Origin of the sequence: Alkalihalobacillus bogoriensis ATCC BAA-922 (genome assembly GCF_000621445.1) — a bacterium.
GTDB classification, from domain to species: domain Bacteria; phylum Bacillota; class Bacilli; order Bacillales; family Bacillaceae_F; genus Bacillus_AO; species Bacillus_AO bogoriense.
On record NZ_KK211277.1, the window covers coordinates 63377 to 87294 of the forward strand.

At 37.5% G+C, this 23918-nt stretch carries 23 protein-coding genes, 1 pseudogene and 1 other annotated feature; of the genes and pseudogenes, 5 read left to right on the plus strand and 19 right to left on the minus strand.

Going from position 1 to position 23918, the window contains the following annotated elements; all coding sequences use genetic code 11:
- Window positions 1–69: 69 nt before the first annotated feature.
- Together T323_RS29805 and T323_RS29420 are read right to left on the minus strand one after the other, a co-directional pair.
- Window positions 70–1398 (minus strand): hypothetical protein, encoded by a 1329-nt coding sequence (locus tag T323_RS29805; RefSeq protein WP_444541714.1) that lies wholly within the window; start codon window positions 1396–1398, stop codon window positions 70–72.
- Window positions 1399–1428: 30 nt separating this feature from the next.
- Window positions 1429–4053: pseudogene (locus tag T323_RS29420) on the minus strand (rhamnogalacturonan lyase); the annotation flags it as partial.
- Window positions 4054–4421: 368 nt separating this feature from the next.
- Between T323_RS29420 and T323_RS28920 the strand changes: the two are divergent.
- Together T323_RS28920 and T323_RS28490 are read left to right on the plus strand one after the other, a co-directional pair.
- The gene (locus tag T323_RS28920) at window positions 4422–4592 is read left to right on the plus strand and encodes a hypothetical protein (RefSeq protein WP_156942466.1); all 171 of its coding nucleotides are present in this window, start codon (window positions 4422–4424) and stop codon (window positions 4590–4592) included.
- 431 nt (window positions 4593–5023) lie between these two features.
- Window positions 5024–5131, plus strand: a complete 108-nt coding sequence (locus T323_RS28490) for a YjcZ family sporulation protein (RefSeq protein ID WP_156942477.1) — start codon at window positions 5024–5026, stop codon at window positions 5129–5131.
- Window positions 5132–5177: 46 nt separating this feature from the next.
- Here the strand turns inward: T323_RS28490 and T323_RS0116120 are convergent, their stop codons facing one another.
- Complete coding sequence (locus tag T323_RS0116120; protein ID WP_026674177.1) at window positions 5178–5603, minus strand: hypothetical protein; 426 nt, start codon at window positions 5601–5603, stop codon at window positions 5178–5180.
- Between the two features lie 122 nt (window positions 5604–5725).
- On the opposite strand from T323_RS0116120, the gene T323_RS0116125 reads away from it, so the two are divergent.
- Window positions 5726–6148, plus strand: coding sequence for a DUF2621 family protein (locus T323_RS0116125; protein WP_026674178.1), 423 nt, complete (start codon window positions 5726–5728; stop codon window positions 6146–6148).
- Between the two features lie 233 nt (window positions 6149–6381).
- Here T323_RS0116125 and T323_RS0116130 read toward each other — a convergent pair whose 3' ends face one another.
- From T323_RS0116130 to T323_RS0116150, 5 genes are all read right to left on the minus strand, one after another.
- Window positions 6382–7374: a tryptophan--tRNA ligase gene (locus T323_RS0116130; protein ID WP_035179049.1), complete on the minus strand. Its 993-nt coding sequence runs from the start codon at window positions 7372–7374 to the stop codon at window positions 6382–6384.
- A gap of 53 nt (window positions 7375–7427) precedes the next feature.
- Window positions 7428–7674: a binding site (T-box leader), on the minus strand.
- A 22-nt stretch (window positions 7675–7696) separates the two neighbouring features.
- On the minus strand, window positions 7697–8344 hold the full coding sequence (locus T323_RS0116135) for a CcdC family protein (RefSeq protein ID WP_308417654.1): 648 nt from the start codon (window positions 8342–8344) through the stop codon (window positions 7697–7699).
- 28 nt (window positions 8345–8372) lie between these two features.
- Complete coding sequence (copZ, locus tag T323_RS0116140) at window positions 8373–8582, minus strand: copper chaperone CopZ (RefSeq protein WP_026674181.1); 210 nt, start codon at window positions 8580–8582, stop codon at window positions 8373–8375.
- Between the two features lie 18 nt (window positions 8583–8600).
- The gene (locus T323_RS0116145) at window positions 8601–10973 is read right to left on the minus strand and encodes a heavy metal translocating P-type ATPase (protein ID WP_026674182.1); all 2373 of its coding nucleotides are present in this window, start codon (window positions 10971–10973) and stop codon (window positions 8601–8603) included.
- A gap of 13 nt (window positions 10974–10986) precedes the next feature.
- Entirely contained in the window at window positions 10987–11310 is a 324-nt protein-coding gene (locus T323_RS0116150) for a metal-sensitive transcriptional regulator (protein ID WP_026674183.1), read from the minus strand.
- A 152-nt stretch (window positions 11311–11462) separates the two neighbouring features.
- Here T323_RS0116150 and T323_RS26980 point away from each other — a divergent pair, with 152 nt between their 5' ends.
- Window positions 11463–11645: an aspartyl-phosphate phosphatase Spo0E family protein gene (locus tag T323_RS26980; protein WP_035179051.1), complete on the plus strand. Its 183-nt coding sequence runs from the start codon at window positions 11463–11465 to the stop codon at window positions 11643–11645.
- Window positions 11646–11724: 79 nt separating this feature from the next.
- Here T323_RS26980 and T323_RS0116160 read toward each other — a convergent pair whose 3' ends face one another.
- The 8 genes from T323_RS0116160 to T323_RS0116195 all read right to left on the minus strand — a co-directional run bounded on the left by T323_RS0116160 (window position 11725) and on the right by T323_RS0116195 (window position 19935).
- On the minus strand, window positions 11725–13512 hold the full coding sequence (locus T323_RS0116160) for an ABC transporter ATP-binding protein (protein ID WP_026674184.1): 1788 nt from the start codon (window positions 13510–13512) through the stop codon (window positions 11725–11727).
- Window positions 13502–15262, minus strand: a complete 1761-nt coding sequence (locus T323_RS0116165) for an ABC transporter transmembrane domain-containing protein (RefSeq protein ID WP_026674185.1) — start codon at window positions 15260–15262, stop codon at window positions 13502–13504. Before T323_RS0116165 ends, T323_RS0116160 begins: the two co-directional genes overlap by 11 nt.
- Window positions 15263–15416: 154 nt before the next feature.
- Window positions 15417–15635 carry a YneF family protein gene (locus tag T323_RS0116170; RefSeq protein WP_026674186.1) on the minus strand — a complete coding sequence of 73 codons (219 nt, stop codon included), beginning with the start codon at window positions 15633–15635 and terminating at the stop codon, window positions 15417–15419.
- A 127-nt stretch (window positions 15636–15762) separates the two neighbouring features.
- Window positions 15763–16203 carry a sporulation inhibitor of replication protein SirA gene (gene sirA, locus T323_RS0116175; RefSeq protein ID WP_026674187.1) on the minus strand — a complete coding sequence of 147 codons (441 nt, stop codon included), beginning with the start codon at window positions 16201–16203 and terminating at the stop codon, window positions 15763–15765.
- Between the two features lie 491 nt (window positions 16204–16694).
- Window positions 16695–18692 carry a transketolase gene (tkt, locus tag T323_RS0116180; protein ID WP_026674188.1) on the minus strand — a complete coding sequence of 666 codons (1998 nt, stop codon included), beginning with the start codon at window positions 18690–18692 and terminating at the stop codon, window positions 16695–16697.
- A 116-nt stretch (window positions 18693–18808) separates the two neighbouring features.
- Window positions 18809–19048 carry a DUF896 domain-containing protein gene (locus T323_RS0116185; RefSeq protein WP_026674189.1) on the minus strand — a complete coding sequence of 80 codons (240 nt, stop codon included), beginning with the start codon at window positions 19046–19048 and terminating at the stop codon, window positions 18809–18811.
- Window positions 19049–19102: 54 nt separating this feature from the next.
- On the minus strand, window positions 19103–19756 hold the full coding sequence (locus tag T323_RS0116190; protein ID WP_026674190.1) for a YneB family resolvase-like protein: 654 nt from the start codon (window positions 19754–19756) through the stop codon (window positions 19103–19105).
- Window positions 19753–19935 carry a hypothetical protein gene (locus tag T323_RS0116195; RefSeq protein ID WP_026674191.1) on the minus strand — a complete coding sequence of 61 codons (183 nt, stop codon included), beginning with the start codon at window positions 19933–19935 and terminating at the stop codon, window positions 19753–19755. The genes T323_RS0116190 and T323_RS0116195 overlap by 4 nt, the downstream gene beginning before the upstream one ends.
- 156 nt (window positions 19936–20091) lie before the next feature.
- Here T323_RS0116195 and lexA point away from each other — a divergent pair, with 156 nt between their 5' ends.
- Window positions 20092–20730 (plus strand): transcriptional repressor LexA, encoded by a 639-nt coding sequence (gene lexA, locus T323_RS0116200; RefSeq protein ID WP_026674192.1) that lies wholly within the window; start codon window positions 20092–20094, stop codon window positions 20728–20730.
- Window positions 20731–20800: 70 nt separating this feature from the next.
- Here lexA and T323_RS0116205 read toward each other — a convergent pair whose 3' ends face one another.
- The 3 genes from T323_RS0116205 to glnA all read right to left on the minus strand — a co-directional run bounded on the left by T323_RS0116205 (window position 20801) and on the right by glnA (window position 23876).
- On the minus strand, window positions 20801–21748 hold the full coding sequence (locus T323_RS0116205; protein ID WP_026674193.1) for a lytic polysaccharide monooxygenase: 948 nt from the start codon (window positions 21746–21748) through the stop codon (window positions 20801–20803).
- Window positions 21749–22003: 255 nt separating this feature from the next.
- Window positions 22004–22126: a YjcZ family sporulation protein gene (locus T323_RS28495; RefSeq protein ID WP_084309309.1), complete on the minus strand. Its 123-nt coding sequence runs from the start codon at window positions 22124–22126 to the stop codon at window positions 22004–22006.
- Window positions 22127–22526: 400 nt separating this feature from the next.
- Window positions 22527–23876 (minus strand): type I glutamate--ammonia ligase, encoded by a 1350-nt coding sequence (gene glnA / locus T323_RS0116215; RefSeq protein WP_026674194.1) that lies wholly within the window; start codon window positions 23874–23876, stop codon window positions 22527–22529.
- Between the last annotated feature and the right edge of the window lie 42 nt (window positions 23877–23918).

Below are 23918 nucleotides of genomic sequence, written 5' to 3' on the forward strand. Positions count from 1 at the left end.
TATATAATAGCGGAAAATATGTCCGATAAGAAACAAACCGAGGAGAGTCCATCTCCCCGGTTTGTTGTATTATGACTTTCCTTTTCCTTTACCCTTTCCAGGATTGTCAATGGGTCCTTTACCTGGGTTGTCGTTCGGACCTTTTCCCGGATTATCAATTGGACCCTTGCCTGGATTATCTTTATGACCTTTTCCTGGATGTTCGCGTTCTTCTTGTTTCAGTTCTAAACGGTCAATCGCCTCTTGAAGTGCTGCTACTTCTACCGCTAGCATTTCTTCGGTTTGAATGATATCAAGGGCGGCTTCTGCCACTACAATTGCTTCTTGTAAAGCTTCAAAAGACTCTTCAGTATATATACCCTCTTCATTTGAAATCGCTTTGGCTGTTTCGATTAAGTTGATAAGCTCAGTTAAATCGATTTTTTCTTCAGGAACATAATAAAGCTCAAGCCCATTGATTCTGCCATTTCCTCCAACTTGAATCGTTAATTGTCCGTCTGTTACAGTAACGGTTTCCGTTATGGTTGCAAATTCTCCAGCAGGAGATGAAATTCGTCCTACATCTACACCTTCAATGATAAAACTGGAGTTATTTGAAGCAATGTGGTCTCCGGCAATAATATGCACTTTATACGTCCCATTTCGAACATCGACCATAAATTCATATTGACTATCAATAATAAAGTCACGACGAACATCATCGGGTTCACCACGGTCCCGCTCCGCTACTGTTTTATTTAGACCATACCCTCGTTCTTCTGAATAAAGCATTTGATTCGACACTTGCTTATAACCGTAAGCAACAGGGCTTGTTTGTGAGCCAAAGTCAAACTTCACATTAAAATCATCGACGGCTCGGACTTCAAGTGCATTCACACGGGCCCATGAACCAATAAAGCCGATATTTAATTGGCCATCTAATACCATTACTGTCGCTTCGTATTCGGCAAATTCACCTGCTTGTGTTCGCGTCCCCCCTTGTTGTTCTCCTCCTTCTAGCGTAAATGTTGTATCATTACTATCATTTTGTGCACCGGTAATGATTTTTACATCATATTCTCCATTTGGAAGGTCGAGTTTAAATTCACTATTGTTTGCTAACACAAAATCTCGCCTTAAATCATCTGGACTTCCTTCGTCTCTCGTTCCATCTGCTTGTTGTGAAAACCCATATCCTGTTTCTTCCGTATATATCGTTGCATCTGTCACTTTTTCATACCCATTAGCCACTGGGCTTTGTGCTGTTCCAAAATCAAAACGATACCCTGGTCCTAAATCGACAATTTCTTCTAATCCATCAATCGCTCGTTGTAATGCATCAATTGTCGCAAACAATTGAAAGTCAAAACGAATCTGTTCTAGTGCAGCTTCGGCTTCTGTAATTGCTTCTTGTAACACTGAAAAGGACTGCTCGGTATAAATACCTGTCTCATTTGAAATCGCTTTGGCTGTTGCAATTAACTCTTCTAACGCAGAAACATCAATTTCCCGCTCTTCCTCAACATAATCAAGTTCACCATTAAAGTTCGGAACCGGAACATACTTCCAATCTATATCAGTAGCAAAGTAAAAGCTCGGATAAGACGGCTGGTTGTACCCAACATTTTGCCATGCAATACCAGTACGATATTGAATATCATGCATTAATGTATAAAGCTTTCTATCCGTTACTTCAGTATTTAAGTAAATACGAATCGCTGAACTGTCAGCTGTTCGGACTAGCAATTCTTCACGCCAATCACCAAATATATCGGCAACAAGGGCTGGGTTTCCTTTTGTTCCATTATTCGTTCTTGTTCCTGTTGCCGTTAACACTCTTCCAGTTTCCCAGTCATCGATCGTTGGTGTGTTATTACCAGAGCCATTCACAATTTGTGTCGACATATCAGCGGCCCATTTTATATTCATATTTGTTCCAGGACGATTTGTACCAAGAACCTTTCCATCAGCTGTACGTAAATCAACAGCCCATGTTTCTAAACCACGTTGTCCGCGGACAACATCACCAACCATTCCTCGTCCCGTATCTGTACCTGTGTAGCCACCGTAAATAATGTCACCCGTTGCCCCTTCACGAAGAGCAAAGCCATACGGAGCCCAAGCGCCTGCTTCAAACACCGAGTAAATTTCAAGTCCAGGACGGTCAGGATTAATATCAGCGACATGTAATGCATCTCCATGACCAAGAACAACGACTTCACCAGGTGCAGCACTTCCTTCTGGTAAAGGTTCCATTGAGCTATATAGCAATGTTCCATCATGGTCAAGAGTGGCACCTCCATGAATGATTTCATGTTTGCCATCCCCGTCAACGTCTGCAACACTTATCGCATGGTTTCCTTGTGATGCTAAACGCCCTAGCTCTCCATTTGTCCCTTTTCCTCCATGTGGATAACTGTTAAATGGATTATCCATTGGAACGTGTCCACTATCAGCAACCCATAAACGCTCTAGGTTTGTTCCGTTCCAGTTATAAGAAACAAATACCGCTCTTGCATAATAGCCACGATTCACAAAAAACGAAGGTGTTTCTCCGTTAAAGTAAGCGACCCCCATATTTAAACGGTCAACACGATTTCCCGGTTCAATTCTTGGATAAGCATAATCTCCCCACATTAAACCATCATCACCACGTTCAGGTTCATAATGAATCGTCTCTAACTCATTTCCTGTTTCTCCATGGAAAACCGTTAAATATTCTGGTCCATCAACGATAAAGCCTTCAAAGGCACGAAGATTATTTCTTGCACTTCGACTAGGGGCATACTCGTCCATAAAATAATCAACTAAACGTTCCGCATCTTCACGTGACAACGGATATTCATATTGCACGTCAATACCAAAGCTTTCTTCTAATGTTTGTGGCCAGTTGCCTGCTTGTACTTCTTCATGCTCATGCCAAGTCATAAACATATTGACAACATGCTCATAATAATCTTCAGCACTCATTCGATAGTCATCATCATTAAGGTATCCTTTTGCAATATCTTCTTCTGGTAGAGTTATATATTGCTCTGAAACAACCTCGCCATTTTCATCAAAATGAAGTACTTTTGTCCCAGGCGCTGTTTTCATAATCATTTCGGCTTTTCCGTTCCCATCAAAATCATACACAATAAATTGAGTGTAGTGAGCTCCAGAGCGGATATTGACACCTAAATCAATTCGATATAACAGCTTGCCATCAAATGTATACGTATCAATATACGTATTACCTGTATAACCGACTTGAGACACATCTTTTGAATTAGATGGATCCCATTTCACGATAAATTCATAGTTTCCATCACCTGTTACATCTCCAACACTCATATCATTAGCTGAATACGTATATGTTTCACCAGCTGGTGTTACACCATCAGCTGGTTTTTGCAAAGGAAGGTCATAGTAAGAATCTCCCCACGGTGTTACAACATCACTTTTATTTCCGACTTCTTCCCCATCTATAACAGCGCTTACATAATATTCAGAAGTAATGTCCCCATCTTTATCTAAGAAATTCGTACTTGTTGTAACAGTCGCTATCTTTTCTTCATCACGATACACATTAAAATCCGTTCCTCTTTGGCCATAATCAGAATAAGCAGTCACTTCATCTGATAATAATCTCCAGCTCAAGAAAATTCCTTCTGAAGTTGTTACAGCAACTAAACCACGATCTAAATTCTCAAGTTGAACTTGAAACTGTTTCCCTGTTTCTGATTTCACCACTTCAGATAAAGATTGTTCTTCCCCGTTGATAACCGCTGCTACTTTAAAATAGTGCGGAACATGTGTGGAACGTTCAAATGTAAATGTTGTTGACGATGTTGTCCCAACTTTAGCAAATTGCATCTGTTCCGTATTTTTATTGGCCCAATAAATGACATATTGTTCAGCCTCAGTAACTTCATCCCATTGTAAAACAACTGAAGACTCTGTGACGTTTTCTACAACTAAACCAAACACGGTCCCCTCCTGACTAGCATGCACATTTTTTCCTATTAGACTAGTGGGCGAAAATAACGAAAGAAGCATAACGAAAATTAAAAACATTGAAAATCTTTTTCCCATCTTTATCCCCCAATTCTTCTTTTTCGCAACGAAAGCAAAAAAAATGCTTGTCCCCCTTTCTTTCCTTCCTATAAAATAAAGCGCTTACAGTTTCGTTACTATGTTTTAGTATAAAAACAATCAAAAATTACGTAATAGGAAAAATGTTAAAAATTCTTTCAAAAACAACACGAGAACAGAAATAATCTTTTTTACCTATACCATGAGACTTAGTTTTTTTATAAATTAAGCAATGTTCCCTTACCTTTAGATTGATTAAACTACAAATAAATGACAATTGAAATTTACTCTCCCGTTTCATTTTCTGTCCACATCGTTACGAATCAATGTTATACTTTTCGTAACAAACCAACTATGGAGGAACAAACATGAATAAAATTTTAATTATTATGAGTGTCATTGTTTTGCTCATGACCATTTATTTACGTGTCATTGAACAAACTAGTCCTGTTGTCGCTTCTCTCGTATCCGTGTTAATGATCGCTAACATTTTGTTTTGTATTCGCCGAATGAAAAAAAACAAAACAACGGAATCTTAAAAAAAAGTGTCCACATGTATTTATCTTTCCGCACTTCATGTAACGGACATACGTCCCGTTATTTCATCAAAAATCAAGCTTTTCTCCACTTTATCGGACATATGTTCCGTTAGTTGACTAAAAACAGCAACGAATACTCTCGTTTCTGTTCATATAACGGAACGTATGTCCGATAGCATATAACAAACGCTATTTTTTCTTAAAATAGCGGAACCTATGTCCGTAAGAGTTACCAATCAGTCTGCCCATCAACTAATCTTTAACAGAAAAAGGACCGAAAGAGATAACAAAGCGCTCTCTCTTTCGGTCCTTTCCTCTACAATATCGCACACTCGCCTATTTTCCCCCTCATCATGATAGAAGCCTAATCACTTTTCTCTTATCGACATAAGGTATAGTATAGCTTCTCCAAAGGAGGGTTACTTGAAATGATGAACTATGGCGCACCACATGCTGCAGGTCATCACGGCGGAGGTTTTGCATTAATCGTCGTGTTATTTATCCTACTTGTCATTGTAGGATCAGCATATGTAAAATAACAAAATTACACTAGGTAAGGGGTTTTGCTCCTTACCTTTTTGGTGTTTACGAAAACAAATAAGGTAAATATTTGGTCATAAACATCGCAATAATGCCAAGCATTAAAAACATACTACAGGTTTTTAATTTTTTCAATGGCTCCTCATACGACTGCTTAGAGCGAATTGCCTCAAGTGTAAGTCTTAAAAACTTTGCTGTTAATCCTAAATACGCCCCAATTGCAATCCATACAATGACAACGGCAATCATCCATAGCGATACTGAAAAATGTAACACAATTCCCGTTATGAATGCAGCTACTAACGCACCATGAGCAACCATAAATATAACCTTATAAATGGAAAACAATTTAGCTAATTTTTCTGGTCCTTCTGGTTCTGTCCCCCGAATGAGCATTGGAAACGGAAGTAACAGAAAAAATACGAGTGCCGCTAGTAAGTGCACCGCATAACTAATAATAAAACTAAGCATGTCATTTCACCTCACTGTTCTTTACTATAACAAAATCAGACTCTAAGATAAATATCTTTTCCTCTTATGTCCTCATATGATAAGATTTATTAGGATAAGCAGTCATATTCGAGGTGGTAGAAGTGTCAACTTGGTTTAGTTGGTTTATAGTATTATGGTCTATCTTTTTAATCACAGTTATGTTCATCGGTGGTTATTTTATGTTTCGAAAATTTTTAAAACGTCTTCCAAAAGAGGATGGCAAGTCCATTCTAGATTGGCAAGATCATTATATCCAAGAAACGATCCATTTATGGTCGGATGAAAAGAAACGTCTTTTAGAAGAGCTTGTTGAACCTGTCCCAAGTTTATTCCGTGATGTCGCAAAAGAGAAAATTGCAGGGAAAATAGGCGAGCTCGCTGTTGAGGAAAATGCTTCGGCGATTACGGAAGATTTAATTGTTCGAGGTTATATTATTGCCACTCCTAAACGGGACCATAAATTTCTATTAAAAAAATTAAAAGAAAAACAAATCGATATTACGCCATATCAACATTTATTTTAGTCGGATATAGCCCCTGCCCCATCGTATCGGACATCTATTCCGTTATTTCATGCCAAACAAGCTTTTTTTTATAGCTAAAGGACATCAGTTCCGCTTATGGACTTAAAGCTCGGTAAAACAATGCTGATTCTCTTATTTAATGGAACCAATGTCCGATAGCTTTCTAAAAATGTTAGATTTGATGAAAATAACGGAAGAAATGTCCGTAAGATGAGCAGGACAAACATGACATACTATAATCCAATCGTTTTTTTAACTTCTTTTAAAAATGGAACGGCTATGTCACGGGCCCTTTCTGCACCTTCTTGTAAAATCCTATCTAGTTGTGCTTTATCAGTCATGAATTCATTGTAGATGACTCGTGGTTCTTCTAGTGTCTCACTTACAATCGAAAACAATTCCTGCTTAGCCTCTCCCCAACTAATGCCATCATAAAATTGCTGTCTCATTTTCTCTGTTTGTTCATTAGTAGCAAATTCTTTATAAATCGTAAAAATCGTTGATTGATCAGGATCTTTTCGTTCATTAGGTTTACTAGAATCTGTCATGATTTTGTTGATTAACTTTTTCATAATATCTTTTTGTGCAAATAAAGGGATCGTATTTCCATAGCTTTTGCTCATTTTCCTTCCGTCTAGTCCTGGTAGTACCGCTTGTTCGCTCACTCGCGATTGTGGCAATGTGAACACATTGCCGTATTGGGAATTAAACGATGTTGCTATATCTCTCGCAATTTCAATATGCTGGATTTGATCACGTCCAACCGGAACTTCTTTCGCTTGAAACAATAAAATATCAGCCGCCATTAAGATCGGATATGAAAAAATCCCCATATTAACTCCATCATCTTTGTCATAGCCTTGATCTATATTTTGTTCTTTTATCGCTTTATACGCATGGGCTCGATTCATTAATCCTTTAGAGGAAAAACACGATAAGATCCACACGAGTTCAAAAATCTCTGGAATATCTGATTGACGATAAAAGAGACAGCGTTTCGGATTTAATCCTAACGCAAGCCATGCCGCTGCAATCCCGTAAGAGTATTCTTGTAATGTTTGTTGTTCATGCACTTTTGTCAACGCATGATAGTCAGCAATGAAATACATCGGGTTCACATTTTCATGTTTTGCAATTTGCAACGCGGGTTTAATTGCGCCGATATAATTGCCTAAATGTAATTCCCCCGTTGCTTTAATGCCTGTAAGCACAGTTTGTTTCACCATTTGTCATCCTCCTTTTATTTTTATACAAAACAAAAAGGGCTTCTTATCCTTATAAAAAGGACGAGAAACCCGTGGTGCCACCTTAATTCGCTTTTAAAAAGCGCACTTTAAACGTACGGAACAAATAGAATTAGAGTTCGATACGCTGTCTTTTGTAACGGTAAGACATCCGCCACGCCTACTAACGGTTCAGCTTGGAAGCTCAGAAACCCATTCAATTATTGCCCCACACTGATTCACACCATCCATCAGCTCTCTTAAGTGTTCCAATAATCTACTCTTTTTCATCATTGCTTACTTTAATTTTTTTACAAGTATACCTTTATGTTTCGACTGGAACAATAGGATTTTTGGCTTGTTTTTTCAACTGCGCTTCCACTTCTTTAAACTGACGATACATCATGACTCTCCAAGGAATAATCATGGCATAAGCTAGTAAAAAAAACATCCCGCCAAGTTCTTCAACACTGACCGAGTCACCAATGATCATTTTAAATGCAACTCGAAGGAGAAGTAAGCCTGTTAAAATAAAGATAAATGCTTTTGATCTCTTTAAATATATTTGATTTTCTTTTATTTCAAACTTTGAAGTTCGAATTAAAAGAAAAGAAAATCCAAATCCAACTAATAATGCAAAGACGACTTCAATTGTTGTAGGGATAGTTGGTTCATATAAAAACATTAAGAACCCGGTAGACATAAACAATGGAGGTAAGATGATTTTTTTTACAGTTGCCGGCTTTTTCGTTGCCTTCAACCGAATAATCATAGCCATCGTCCCCATAAACAAAGCACCGATTGTTGTTAACAGAAGAAGTAATGAGTCCGTCATTCGAATTGAATCCCTCCTTTTTGTCATATCCTTTTTGCGATAATTATACGATACCACTTCTGGACAAGCTAGGCAATCTTGATGACGAGCAAAAAGAAGAACGGAACGATTCTCGTCATCACAAACCGAGAATATCATTCCGTTCTTCCGCTCGTTACAATGCTATTTATTTGATGACGTCATATCCTAGTTCTTCAATATTTGATTCAATATCAGGAATCTTCACTTTTGATTCATCAAACTCCACTGTCACTTCTTTATTCTCAAGATTGACTAATGCTCGTTCTATCCCATTTATTTTGGCTAATCCACCTTCGACTGTTGCTACACAATGACCGCAACTCATTCCCTCTACTTTAATAACCGCTTTTGACATGTACATCATCTCCTTTTATTATTTCATCCGTTTTAATCTAAGGGCGTTACTCACAACAGAAACTGAGCTAAACGCCATTGCTGCTCCTGCAATCCAAGGCGCTAACAATCCGGCTGCAGCAATGGGCAATCCTATGGAATTATAAAGAAACGCCCAAAACAAATTTTGCTTTATATTTCTCATTGTTAGCTTACTAAGCCGCACAGCCTCTGCGACAGAACGTAAATCTTCGCTCATTAATGTAATATCAGCAGCTTCTATCGCGACGTCGGTTCCTGACCCAATCGCTATTCCGACATCTGCAAGAGCAAGCGCTGGGGCATCATTTATCCCATCTCCTACCATAATAACACGTTTCCCCTCAGCTTTTAACTGTTCGACTTTACTCGCTTTTTCTTCAGGAAGAACTTCCGCAAATACATTTGTAATCCCAACTTCAGCGCCAATTGCTTTTGCCGTTCGAGTGTTATCGCCAGTAATTAAGTATAGCTCAAATCCTTGTTCAACTAATAACGTCACCGCTTGTTTCGCTGTATCTTTTATTTTATCAGCAACAGCAATGACACCGACAACTTGTTGCTCAACGGAAATAAGCATTGCTGTTTTCCCTTCTTCTTCCAATTGAAGAGCGATAGGTTCCACTTTTGTTACATCTACGTGATTTTCGGTTAAGAAACGTCGTGTTCCAATTAGAACAAGTTTATCTTCAACCTTCCCTTTAATACCCCTCCCAGGTACTGCTTCAAACTGCTGGACTTCAGGTAGTTCTAGTTTTTCTGATGCTTTCACAATTGCTTGACCTAGCGGGTGTTCCGATTGTTTTTCAAGTGCTGCTGCAAAGATAAGGATTTGATTTTCATCCATTGTCCCCGTAGCGACGATATTTGTTAATTCAGGCTTCCCTTTTGTTAATGTTCCCGTTTTATCAAACAAAATCGTATTAGCTTTATGCGCCGTTTCAAGCTGCTCCCCGCCTTTGTACAATATTCCTTGGTTAGCTCCTCTCCCCGTTCCAACCATAATCGATGTTGGCGTAGCTAATCCAAGCGCACAAGGGCAAGCAATAACAAGAACAGCTGTAAAGTTAATTAACGCTTCTTGGAATGTCGCTCCTAAAAAGAAATACCATATAACAAACGATAGTACGGCAATCGAGACTGCAATCGGGACAAAATAGCCTGAAATTTTATCAACTAAACGTTGAATTGGTGCTTTTGATGTTTGAGCTTGCTCAACAATTTTTATAATTTGAGCGAGTGTTGAATCTTTTCCTACTCTTGTCGCTTTCATTTTAAAGCTACCATGCTTATTAATCGTGGCACCAATGACGTTATCACCAACAACTCGATCTACAGGAATACTTTCACCTGTGACCATTGATTCATCAATCGAAGAATATCCAGAAATGATACTGCCATCCACAGGTACTTTTTCCCCCGGCTTAACAAGTAACACATCCCCGATGTTAACGTCCTCAACATCTACTTCTTGTTCCGTTCCATCGACAATAATGGTTGCTTTTTTCGCTTGAAGTTGAATTAAAGAGCGAATGGCTTCAGACGTTTTCCCTTTTGCTCTTGCTTCTAGTAATTTCCCAAGTAATATTAAAGTGATGATGATTGCGCTCGTTTCAAAAAACAAATAAATTTCACCTTGTAAAACGAGCCATACCGAATAAAAATACGCTGCTGATGTTCCCATTGCAACGAGAACATCCATATTAGCTCCTTTGTTCTTAAGGGCATGATAAGCGCCTCGATAAAATTGCCACCCTGCATAAAATTGAACCGGTGTTGCAAGCGCCCATTGTAAATATCCGTTCATAAGCCAATGTGGAAGTACCATGCGACTTGTCACAAAATGATCAATCATCGTAATAAACAAAGGAATGGAAAAAAACAAGGCAATAAAAAACTTTATCCGTTGTGCAGAAAGTTCATCTGTCTTTTTCTCGTTAGTCTCGCTTTTTTCTTTCTCAGTGACAGCCTGAAAACCAATATTATCAATTTTTTCAAAAATAGTTTCTTTTGTTACAACACCATCATAGTAAGTAACAGCACCTCGCTCTAATGGCAGATTGACTTGAATGGATTCAACACCTTCCATCTTGCCAACAACCTTTTCAATTCGACTTGAACACGCAGCACATGTCATTCCTTTAATTTGAAATTCTTCTTTCCGTAGTGGAACTTGAAATCCTGCATTTTCAATTTTTTCGATAACATCAGTAATTTGTATACGATTGTCTTCAATTGTAATCGCAGCCTGTTCTAACGGTAAATTGACGCTAGCAGAAACGCCATCTGTTTTATTTAACACTTTTTCAATTCGATTAGAGCATGCTGCACATGTCATCCCTTTTATTGGAATTTGAATTTGTTTACCTGACACGGCATTTCACCTCCTACGATTTAGAAAATTGTTGAATCACTTTCAATAATTCCTCAATCGCCTCGTCACCTTGATTCGATTTTACTGCATTTGAAACACAACCACGCGTGTGTTGTTCAAGCATTGTATATCCAACTTTTTTTAATGCTGCACTTACAGCGGATAATTGTACGAGAACATCAACACAGTACCGATCGTCCTCCACCATTTTTTGAATCCCTCTTACTTGACCTTCAATTCTTTTTAGCCGTTTTATTAATTGGTCTTTTTGTTCTTTAGATTTTCCTAAACTTCCTTGTCGTTCCGGCTGTAAATCAATATGTAAATCATCACGCATTGTAAGCACCTCCTATTACATTTACTATACCCCCGTATGGTATAGTAAGTCAAGAAAAAAGTTTTTATATTTTATTTCTGTTCTCTATTGTTCTTATATCCATTTTTTTGTATAATTTTTAATAGATGTTAGAGAAGAGGGAGCCATTACTCGTGGATAATAAATTACTAGTTGCTATTGAAGAAAAGCGCACAGAATTAATAGAAATTGGATTGCGACATGGACTCGACTCATCATTGGCTCTTAAACTAAGTCAAGAATTAGACAAACTATTAAATCGTTACAACGAATCTTACCTTCATCCTCACAATAAAAATAGGAAGATGAACGTATAATATATCGATACACGAGAAAGAGCGTATTCATTGAATACGCTCTTCTTTATGTCATTCCATTCTGGTTAAACGAATAATTTTATAACGGAATTACCTCTGCTCCACCTTGTTGTAGCAAATACATTTTATGATATAATCCTTCTTTTTCAAGCAATTGTTGATGGTTTCCCCTTTCAACGATTTCCCCTTGATGCAGTACTAGAATTTCATCTGCATCTTTAATCGTCGACAAGCGATGGGCAATAGCAATCGTCGTTCGCCCTTCTCGCATTCGATATAAGGCATCTTGAATCGATTCCTCTGTTTCCGTATCTACACTTGCCGTTGCTTCATCTAACACAAGAATTTTAGGTTTTAATGCCATCGTTCTAGCAAAAGACAAAAGTTGTCGTTGGCCGCTTGACAAAGTCGACCCTCTTTCCGCAACAGGGGCATGATACCCCCCTTGTAATTGTTGAATAAAAGAATCTGCATGAACAAATCGAGCCGCTTCTACCACTTCTTCGTCAGTAATCATTTCATTGTGTAAACGGATATTCGAAGCGATATCACCAGTATACATAAATGGGTCTTGTAGAACTAGACCTACATTTTGCCTTAGTTCTTCGTTAGAATATGCCTCTAATCGTTGCCCATCAATATATACTTCTCCTTTTTGTAATGGATAAAACCTCATCAACACATTAACAATCGAGCTTTTCCCACTTCCAGTATGCCCAACTAGCGCTAACGTTTGACCTTTTTTAACGGTAAAAGAAATGTCTTTCAATACTTCTGTTTTCCCATCGTAGGAAAAACTAACATTATGAAATTCTACTTCTCCTTCTTTCATTTTCGGATGAGCAGAACCGATTTTTTCAGGTGCTAATTCATCATGGTCAACTAATGTGAACACTCTTCCTGCTGAAACAATCGCTTGCTGGAATAAAGACAACCGCATCATCAACTGGTTCACTGGTTCAAAAAAGCGATCTAAATAATTGACAAACGCATATAATACCCCAATTTCAACAGGGCTATTTAATGAGATAATGGAAAAATAACTAAGAACAATCATCAGTGCCACAATAGCAATAAAATCAACGGCTGGCCTGAGAAGTAATCCATCTAATTTCATATTTTTTAACCATGCTTGCTGATGTTGGTCATTGATGTCTTCAAATTCTGTTCTCATTCTTTTTTCTTGCCTAAAAATTTGAATGATAGTCATTCCTTGAATGGACTCGTTTAGCTTTCCATTTAGTTGACTTAACCGCTCACTCATATCTGCATAAAAACGAGAACTATATTTTCTATAAGTTTTCATGACGATATAAATAAGAGGTAATAAAAATAAGCAGAAAAACGCTAACTGAGGATTTAGATAAAACATCGCAACAAAAATCCCAATTAAGAATATAAAATTTTGCACAAAAGTGGCTAACACCGTGACATATAATTCTTTTACCGCTTCTGTGTCATTCGTAATTCTAGAAACGAGTCCTCCTGCAGGTGTTCTGTCAAAAAAAGATAAACCTAACCGTTGCACTTTCGAGAACACATCCATACGAATTTCTCTAATAATTGACAACGCGACTTTATGAAAAAGAAAGAGTTGCACATAATTACAGATGACAGAACCTACATGTAATCCTAGATATACGATTGTTAATGTAATGATGGCAGTCGTATCAAAAATTCTTGGTGTAAGGTAATCATCAATAAATATTTTAATTAAAATCGGACCCATAATTTCAGCACTCGTACCTAGTAATAGTAACAAAAAAGCGATAATGAGAAGGCCCTTATGTTTTTTAGTATAAGATAATAACCGGCGAAACACTTTTTTTTGGTCTTTTGCTGTTAACACTTTATCCTTATGTTGCACGGTTATCACCTCCCATTTCTACGATCGATTCAAGCTGCTGATGGTCATACATTTTCCGATACCAACCTCTTTGATTCATGAGTTCTTCATGTGTTCCACGTTCAATAATATGTCCTTCATCTAAAACGACGATCAAATCGGCATGTTTAATTGCACTTAAACGGTGAGCTGTAATAAACGTTGTTTTATGTTGACGATTTTGACGAAGTGACATTAAAATTTGTTCCTCTGTCTTGGCATCAACAGCAGAAAGTGAATCGTCTAGCATTAATAGATTTGGATTCACTAGTAGCGCACGAGCAATGGAAATTCGTTGTTTTTGTCCGCCCGATAATGTGACACCACGTTCTCCTACAACAGTTTCATACCCTTCTGGAAAGCGAATAATATCGTCATGAATCGCAGCTAATTTACTCACAGCGATAATTTCACTCATCGTTGCTTCTGGTCTTCCAAATGCAATATTATCAGCAATCGTTGCGGAAAATAAAAAATGATCCTGTGGAACATATCCCATTCCTTTTCGTAATGCATCAAATGAGTATTGCTCAATCGGTTGATTATCTAATAATATTGATCCATTGACTACATCAAATTGCCTAAGTAATAATTTTAATAGCGTCGTTTTCCCACTACCTGTTTTACCGACAATACCTAATGTTTCTCCCTGTTTCACGAAAACCTTAATATTTTGTAAGGTTGTTTGAATTTCATCATAAGAAAATGATTGTATATTGTATTCTATCGTACCTGAAGGAATATGAGTATACTTTGCGTTTTCTTCTGTAATTTCTTGTTGTACTTGTAATAAACGCGAAACACGATCATATGAAGCCCGACCACGCTCGACAATATTAAATAAATAACCAAAGGCAAGCATTGGCCATATAAGTAAACCTAAATAAATCGTAAAGCTCGTTAATTGCCCAATCGTGAGCTCATCTGCTATCACATATCGCGCACCAAAAAAGATAGCTAAAAAATAGGAGATCCCAACGATAAGAGAAATTGTTGGATCAAATAGCGCATCCACTTTGGCAACCGCTATATTTTTGTTTACAACTTCATCGGACTTTTTCCGAAAAGCTTTGATTTCAGCTTCTTCTTGACCAAATGCTTTTGTTACACGCATGCCGGTCATACTTTCTTGTACTTTGTCATTTAATTCTGAAAATGCTGCTTGTGCAAAACCAAAGCGTTTATGAAGCATCGAACCATAATAGCTTGTTGCGATTGCCATGATTGGCATCGGCAGAAGACTAATTAATGTTAACTCCCAACTAATCGTGAGCGCCATTGTGATGACAACAAACCCGCCCATTGTAACCGAATCCACTAAGGTGAGGACACCCGCCCCTGCGGTTTGCTCGATCGCCTTTATATCATTCGTTGAATGTGCCATCAAATCGCCTGTACGTCGTTTTTGATAAAAACGTGACGACATTTTCGTAAAATGTTCATAAAGTTGATTGCGTAAAAGCCGTGCTAAGCGAATTGAGGCACCAAATATCATAATCCGCCATACATAACGTAATACGTAAACAACAACCCCAATCCCAAACAAGATCAACATCCATTGAAGAATAATGTCCTGTGTTAATGTTCCTTGTTCAATATGATCGACAATAACCCCAACGACATATGGAGGGATTAACGATAATATAGAAACGGCAAGTAAGGTTACAATTCCAAATAAATATTTTTTCTTTTCTAATTTAAAATACCACCATAAGTCCAGAAATACTTTCATTTCAGTTCTCCTAACCCATCTGTATAAATAATTTCGTTACCCGAATAGTATATATTGTAACAACTCTCTCCTCATCTGGCTACAAGATTTTAGACCTACCTTTTTCTTTTAAAAAAAATAAAAACACCCCTGTACTAGAGGTGCTTGTCCTTCATTATTTCGACTGTTGCTTTTGCATCGCTTTCATCATTTGGTTAATTTTCTTTTGCGATGGATTTTGCCCCATTTGCATCATCATCATGCGTAACATTTGTTCATTAATGGGCGGGTTTTTCTTTAAATAATTCATCATTGTTTTGCGGGCAATGAAAAATCCAAGTGCAATACCTGCTAATAATGATAATACGCCCACTAAAATATAAATCCAAAACATTGACTAATTTCCTCCTTCACTTCCTAAAAAATTGCACTTTCCATACAATTCAACTTATTATATCGTAATCATAACCGTAATAAAAGTCCCAATACAATTTTCTTCAAGAAGTGTGTCCAAAAGAAGCTTATATTAGTTTGACTTGTTTGATTGGATTTAACCAACCAAAGCGAAAGTCATTTATGTCCATTGCAAAGAAACAAGCATCATATTTACGAAGAACTTCAAAGAAAATCGTTTCAGCCTCATATCCTCCATCACTTGTTACAGTTATCATCGTTGGATTCAATGTCAACTCAGCCTGACTAAATGGATGAGAAATACTGAGATAATGTGTATTTTTAAATTGTTCGTAATGTTGGCTATGTTTAAATGCTTGTCCAACTAATTGTTGAAGCTGCAACGTCGAAATGGGGCGAGTAATAAACTCTATTTGTTTTTCATATATGGCTTTAAACTCAGCTGTTGCTTTTTTTTGTTCTAAAAAAAGGTGAAACAATTTCGATTCTTGTCCAAAATAATGTCTTGCTACATCCTTTTCCATTAAATAAATGTCATAATGTCTCATTTTTCTCTTCATCCCCCATGACAATCATTTTAACAAAAGTATAGTACATACTTTGAAAAATGATTGTCTCTTAATGGAGCAAGAACCATCTAGTTTAGTCGGTTATTGTCAAAATGACCAACTTCACTCAAATTCTTTTCGATGAAATCAAACAAAAGACGTAGGAACATTGATTGAAAAAGATTCACGTCATCTAAAGAAACGCTAGTTTAGCATCCATTCTATGTGTTTTCTATCGCCTGTTTTTTCAAACGGACATGTATTCGTCTATTTCAAAAGAAAGCGTGTTTAAGAACTATTAACGGACATCTGTTCTGCTACCCTTAAAAAAGCGTGGGAATAGGATTGTTTTGAACAAATAACGGAACGGATGTTCCGAACAGATAACATGAAGCTTGTTTTTCCATCAAAGAGCGGAACAGATGTCCGTTACGATGAAAACTGGCTACAATAGAAAAAGCTGTCGACACGTACACGACAGCCTTTCCTCATTATTTTTGCAATAATGCTTTTACTTTTGCAACGACATTTTCAACTGTAAATCCAAACTCTTCAATAATTTTTTCTCCTGGTGCTGATGCTCCGAATGTATCAATCGCTAAAACTTGTCCATGATCACCTACATATTTGCTCCATCCGAGTGAAGAACCCATTTCAATTCCTAATCGTGCTTTAACAGATGGCGGAATTACAGATTCTTTATATTCTGTTGATTGTTTTTCAAAACGGTCCCAGCTAGGCATGGAAACAACATTTGCATAAATTCCGTCTTTTTCAAGAACACTTTGTGCTTCTACTGCCAATGGCACTTCAGACCCTGATGCTAATAATAGGACATCCACATTTCCATTTGCTTTTGATACAACGTATGCTCCTTTTTTCACACCTTCATATGCATGTTCAGCCGTTCCTGCAATCGTTGTTAAGTTTTGTCTCGTTAGCACTAATGCAGTTGGTTGGTCTTTACTTTCAAGCGCTAACTTCCAAGCAGCTACTGTTTCATTCCCATCTCCTGGGCGAATAATGGAAAGTCCTGGCATCGCACGTAAAGACGCAAGTTGTTCGACAGGCTCATGTGTCGGTCCATCTTCTCCGACTGCAACACTATCATGTGTAAACACATAAATGACAGGGATTTGCATTAAAGCAGAAAGACGAATGGCAGGGCGTAAGTAATCGGAAAATACGAAGAATGTTGCTCCGAACGCTTTTACTCCTCCATGAAGAGCCATCCCGTTCACTGCTGCACCCATCGCAAACTCACGAACACCAAACCAAATGTTTCTACCACTGTAATCTTCTCTTGTAAAATTCCCTTTGTCTTTCATAAGTGTTTTGTTAGATGAAGCTAAATCAGCAGATCCACCGAATAATTGTGGGACATGGGAAGCAAAAGCATTAATCGCATCACCCGAAGCTGAACGTGTTGCGACACCTTTTCCAGTTTCATAAACAGGCGCTTCTTTATCCCAGCCTTCAGGTAATTCACCTTTTATCGCTAAATTAAACTGCGAAGCTAGCTCAGGATATTTTTCTTTATACTCAGCGAACATGGCATTCCATTTCTCTTCTTCTTGTTGTCCATTTTCTTGAACAGTTGCAAAAATGTCTGCTGCTTCCTGAGGAATATGGAATTCACCATCATACGACCATTCATAAGCTTCTTTAGTTAATTTTACTTCATCAGAGCCTAATGGCGCACCATGAGATGCTGACTTTCCACCCTTATTAGGCGAACCATAACCAATTGTCGTTTTCACTTCAATTAAAGTTGGTCTTTCATCCGCTTTTGCGGCTTCAATCGCACTTGAAATTTCAGCTACATCATTTCCGTTTTCAACACGAATGACTTGCCAGCCATACGCTTTATACCGTTGTTCAACATTTTCAGAAAACGACATATTTAAATCGCCGTCTAATGAAATATCATTTGAATCATATAACACGATTAAACGACCTAATTGTAAATGCCCTGCTAAAGAAGCTGCCTCTTGAGATACACCTTCCATTAAGTCACCGTCACCACAAATACTATATGTAAAGTGGTCAACCACATTGTAATTTTCTTTGTTGTATGTACTAGCTAAATGACGTTCTGCCATCGCCATTCCAACTGCCATTGCTACTCCTTGTCCAAGTGGACCTGTTGTTGCTTCAACTCCAGGAGTATGTCCAAACTCAGGATGTCCAGGTGTCTTACTTCCCCATTGTCTAAAGCTTTGTAAATCTTCTAAAGATAAATCATATCCTGTTAAATGAAGAAGGCTATATAATAACATAGAGCCGTGACCTGCTGATAAAACAAAGCGGTCTCGATTAAACCAGTCTGGGTTAGCTGGGTTATGGTTCATATACTTTGTCCATAGTGCAAACGCCATTGGAGCTGCTCCCATCGGCATTCCTGGGTGTCCAGAGTTTGCTTTTTCAATACTGTCAATTGATAATGTCCGAATTGTATTTATTGCAATTTGTTCATTTTTTGTCGTCATCAATTGTCACTCCTTCTCGAAAAATGAATATTCTCATCTAATAATCATATACTTCTTTTTTCATTAGTACAAGAAGCTTAGGTAAAGTTTTTCCAATGAAAAGAAGATTATCCAGCTTAATGTTTCAAACGACCTTTTGATTGCTTACTTGCTTTTAATTTTGCTGGTGTTACATCTTTCCCCTTTTCATCAACAACTTTAACCGAGTGTAATTGATTTTCAAAAGAACTTCGGAAAGACTGAATATATTCTTGGCGAAGCGCTGTTTGCTCTTGGGCTTCTTCTGAAGATAACCCCACAGTTTTTGACTTTTGGGATAATTCATTAATTCGTGCAATTTTTTCTTTGGATAACATCATTGGTCCTCCTTCAAAATGTCATCCTTAATGTACACGAACAAACCTATAGTTTCAACTGTCTTGCTCTTTTGTTTCGATATATTCCAAATATCTCCGATTTACAGTTGCTTTTGATACGTTATAACCTAACCCTTTTAAAACAGAAGTAATTTCTGCAAATGTTAAGTTTTTTTCTCGTAGTTTTATAATTTCTTCAAGCGGTACCTCTTTTTTGTCTCTTCCCCCACTTCCATTGTATTGGGGAAGATTGTTTTCCGGTCGAAATCCTTCACGAATCGCCTTTTTCATTCCTCTTTTAATTTTCATATTATGTAATTTTCGTTGATGTTCTTCTACTATGCTTACAATCTCTAACAACATCGCATCGATATCATTGGGGATGAACTCTAATTGATGATTTAATGTAATGACCTTTTTCTCCATTTTTAATATTTGATGAAGAACGGCAATCTTCATATTTCCTCTTCCAAGTCTTGTATCGTCTTGAATCAAAACGGCATCTGCCTCGTCACGTTTCAATAAATCAAGAACCTGTAACATGCCTTCCCGCTCAAAATCATAACCACTTTTCTGTTCTGAAATGGTGTCTATAATGTTGTATTGACATGCTTTTGCTAGTTGAATTAGCTCTTCTATTTGACGATCTAACGACCGCTGTTGTTCTTGTTTTTCCGTGCTTACACGAGCATAAAGTATGACTCTCACTTATCATTCTCTATCCCTTGAAAACTACTAACATATACTTCTTCTAGTGGGAGATGTAACTCTTTTGTTTCCGTTGACTGTGCACGGTCAATTGAATATATGTTCATTAGACACATAAAAAATAAAGACATAATAAATGCTAGTACAATACCAATTTCTTGTTTTGTTAATTGTTTCATAATCTATTCACCTCATAGAATGTATGTTCGTATTTATTTATATTAAAACACGAACGTATATTCTAGTCAAGAGAAAAAACGGAACTTATGTTTGCATCTCAATTTTTACCATGCTATACTTGCTGTAACATAAAGAGTAATTGCGAGGTGGCTAACATGTCAAAACTAACAAAGCGGCAACAAGAAATCTTAGACTTTATTAAATCTCAAGTTCAAGCAAAAGGATATCCACCATCTGTTCGTGAAATCGGCGAAGCTGTTGGACTAGCCTCTAGCTCCACTGTCCATGGACATTTATCACGCCTTGAAAAAAAAGGGCTGATTCGAAGGGACCCTACGAAGCCTCGTGCGATTGAAGTCATCACTGATGACAGTCAAACAATACCTCCTAACTCGAACCATATTGCAGAAAACCCAACGATTTATGCTCCTGTAATTGGTAAAGTAACAGCTGGTAACCCTATTACTGCGATTGAAAATGTGGAAGAGTATATTCCATTACCACAACATTTTTTATCTGGTGAAAATGTTTTTGTTCTCGTTATCGATGGTGAAAGTATGATAGAAGCTGGAATTTTTGACGGAGACATGGTCATCGTCCGACAACAACAAACCGCTTCAAATGGAGATATTATTGTTGCTATGACAGAAGATGATGAAGCAACAGTAAAACGTTTCTTTAAGGAAAAAGACCATATTCGATTACAACCAGAAAATTCATCAATGGAACCTATTATCCTTCAAAATTGTACTGTTTTAGGAAAAGTTATTGGCGTATTCCGCACAATACACTAATATTTATAAACGATGAACGATGAAAACACCTCAAACATTTGTAAGAGGTGTTTTCTTTTAATCTCTTAATTTACTCGATACGAATCCATACACTACTATTACCAGGTTCTTCACCTAATGTCCACCACAATGCTTCATAGACAGAAGTATTGTGAAGCACACGATCCCCACTTACATATATGTGATTTGGATCCCAAATTGGATAATCATCCGGTTCGTCCTTATCATCTTCTGTGGAATAAACACTCCAAACGGCTGATTGACCTGGAATGTCATTTTGAGTCCACCATCTAGCAATATAAATTACACCTTCATAACGCACTAAATCTCCGTTTACATAAACAGCATTTGACTGCCATTGCTGTATGTCACCATCTTCTCCACCATCTCCAGGTGGGTCTACTGGTTCGTTAGGGTCTGGCTCCACATGACCACCACTAAAATTAACATCTATTACATTATAAAAACCCATTGGTGTATCAGCAACTTCCCAATATGCTAATATAATATGGTATCCAGAACGCTCTGGAATTACACAATGATGTGTTACTGTAAAAGGTGGTCTTGCGCCATTGTCATCATATGAACAAAATAATTCTAAATCCGCTCTTGTTAATGGTGCATTGGGGTTCCATGTTTCCCTCGTAATGTAGTAATCCCAATTATCAGACGCATGTGCTGCTGTTAATGTCCATTCAAACGTATAAGCACCACTTTCCATAGGCACTTTTGTCCAACGGTGTTCTGTTTGTTCATTTAGTTTTGGAAAGACATTTGCCCCAGCAATTTCACCATCTGCTGGCCCCCCAACTGGAAAATTACCAGGTCCTTCTAAACTTTGTGGCTCGTACATAACACCACCACAATCTTCATTTACACCTTGTGCACAAAGGAGCCCACGACTTTCTGGACTGCTTACATAACCATGAGCTGATACACTAGCGGCAAATGCCATTAGAATAACCAAACTCGTCAAAAAAACTGTTATAAAGCAAAACGTTTTTCCAACTATCTTCATAAATCCTACCTCCTTTATTATTTAAGGTCAACAATACATAAAGACAACTATACAAATTGGTATAGTTATCATATTATGTACTACAATGTAATTGTAAAAGGAGATAGCAGTTCCATCAACAGAATATTTATAACTTTTATGAAATTGATAAATATCACCTTTCTTTTTTCATATTTTTTCCAATGTATAGAACAATAGACTATAATTCTAATTCACTTATAAAGAAAAAAGGAGCCTTTTGGCTCCTTTTCCAAATTAATATGCTCCGTAGCCACCATACCAACTAGCACCAATGATGACTAATAAAATGAATAAAACGATTAATAACGCAAATCCTCCATAACCTGCACCATATCCTGCTCCTGCTACTCCGCTCATGCAAATCGCTCCTTTTAACTTTATTTGGAGTTTTTTTACTCCACGATATACGGTATGCATCCATTTATATTTTGTTTGGGTTTTTACCCTATATTTTTACGGGAGAGATTATTTCTTTACTTATACGTAAGCTTCAAGCAGTAGAGCATCGGACATGTGTTCCGTTATTTTCATGAAATTAGCAATATTTGCGATTCTATCGGACATCAACTCCGCTATTCCCTCTATTTCAATTTCATTACTATCACCAAACGTTAATTTAATGGAACTGATGTCCGAACTGCTATGAAAACCTTGGCAATTTGCGGTTATAACGGAACCTATGTCCGAACCTCTCCTTCTCCCCTCTAAAACAGCGATAAAAAACCCTCAACACAAATTGTGTCAAGGGTAGCTTGAATTAATAAATTGTCATATATTGGTCGCGTTCCCATGGATGTACTTGAGTGCGGAACATATCCCATTCGATTTCTTTCGCTTCTACGAAATGGTCAATCGCATGTTCACCAAGTGCGTTCACTAGGACATCACTAGCAACTAATTGTTCAATCGCTTCTTTTAATGTTGCTGGTAAATCTCTAATTCCAGCTTCTTCACGCTCTTCTTTATTCATAATATAAATGTTGCGGTCTGTTGCAGCTGCTGGTGTTAACTTACGCTTAATTCCATCTAATCCTGCTGCTAACATGACTGCCATTGCCAAATATGGGTTAGCAGATGGGTCTGGGCTACGAACTTCAACACGAGTACTTAACCCGCGTGAGTTTGGAATACGTACAAGTGGACTACGGTTACGCAATGACCATGCAACATAAACAGGTGCTTCATATCCTGGAACTAATCGCTTATAAGAGTTTACAATTGGATTGGTAATCGCTGTAAACGCTGGAGCATGTTCAAGAATACCTGCTAAAAATTGCATTGCTGTTTCACTTAATTGCGTTTCTGTATTTGGGTCAAAAAATGCATTTTCTTTGCCACGGAACAATGACATATTGCAATGCATTCCAGAACCGTTCACACCAAATAATGGTTTTGGCATAAACGTCGCATGTAATCCATGTTTACGTGCAATTGTTTTTACAACAAGTTTAAACGTTTGGATATCATCACACGCTTTAATTGCATTCGCATATTTAAAATCAATTTCATGTTGACCAGGAGCAACTTCATGGTGAGAAGCTTCAATTTCAAAACCCATATCTTCTAATTCTAGAACGATATCACGACGAGCATTTTCACCTAAGTCTGTTGGTGCTAAGTCAAAGTAACCACCTTTATCATTTAACTCTAGTGTCGGCTCTCCTTTTTCATCATTTTTGAAAAGGAAAAATTCAGGTTCTGGACCAACATTAAATGCTGTAAATCCTAGTTCTTCTGCTTCTTTTAATACACGCTTTAAAATACCGCGTGGGTCACCAGCAAATGGTGTAGGTGCCTCACCTGGCTTACTTGGTTGATAAACATCACAAATTAAACGTGCTACCTTTCCTTTATCTGCAGTCCAAGGGAAAATAACCCATGTATTGAGATCAGGATATAAGTACATATCTGATTCTTCAATCCTTACGAAACCTTCAATTGACGAACCATCAAACATCATTTGATTGTCCAACGCCTTTGGTAACTGGTCAGCAGGAATTTCAACGTTTTTAATAACACCTAGTAAATCTGTAAACTGAAGACGAATAAAACGAACGCCTTCTTCTTGAGCAATACGTAAAATATCTTCTTTTGTAAACTTTGCCATTATGTAATCCCCTTCCACTCTTTTTATTAAAAGAATTGCAAC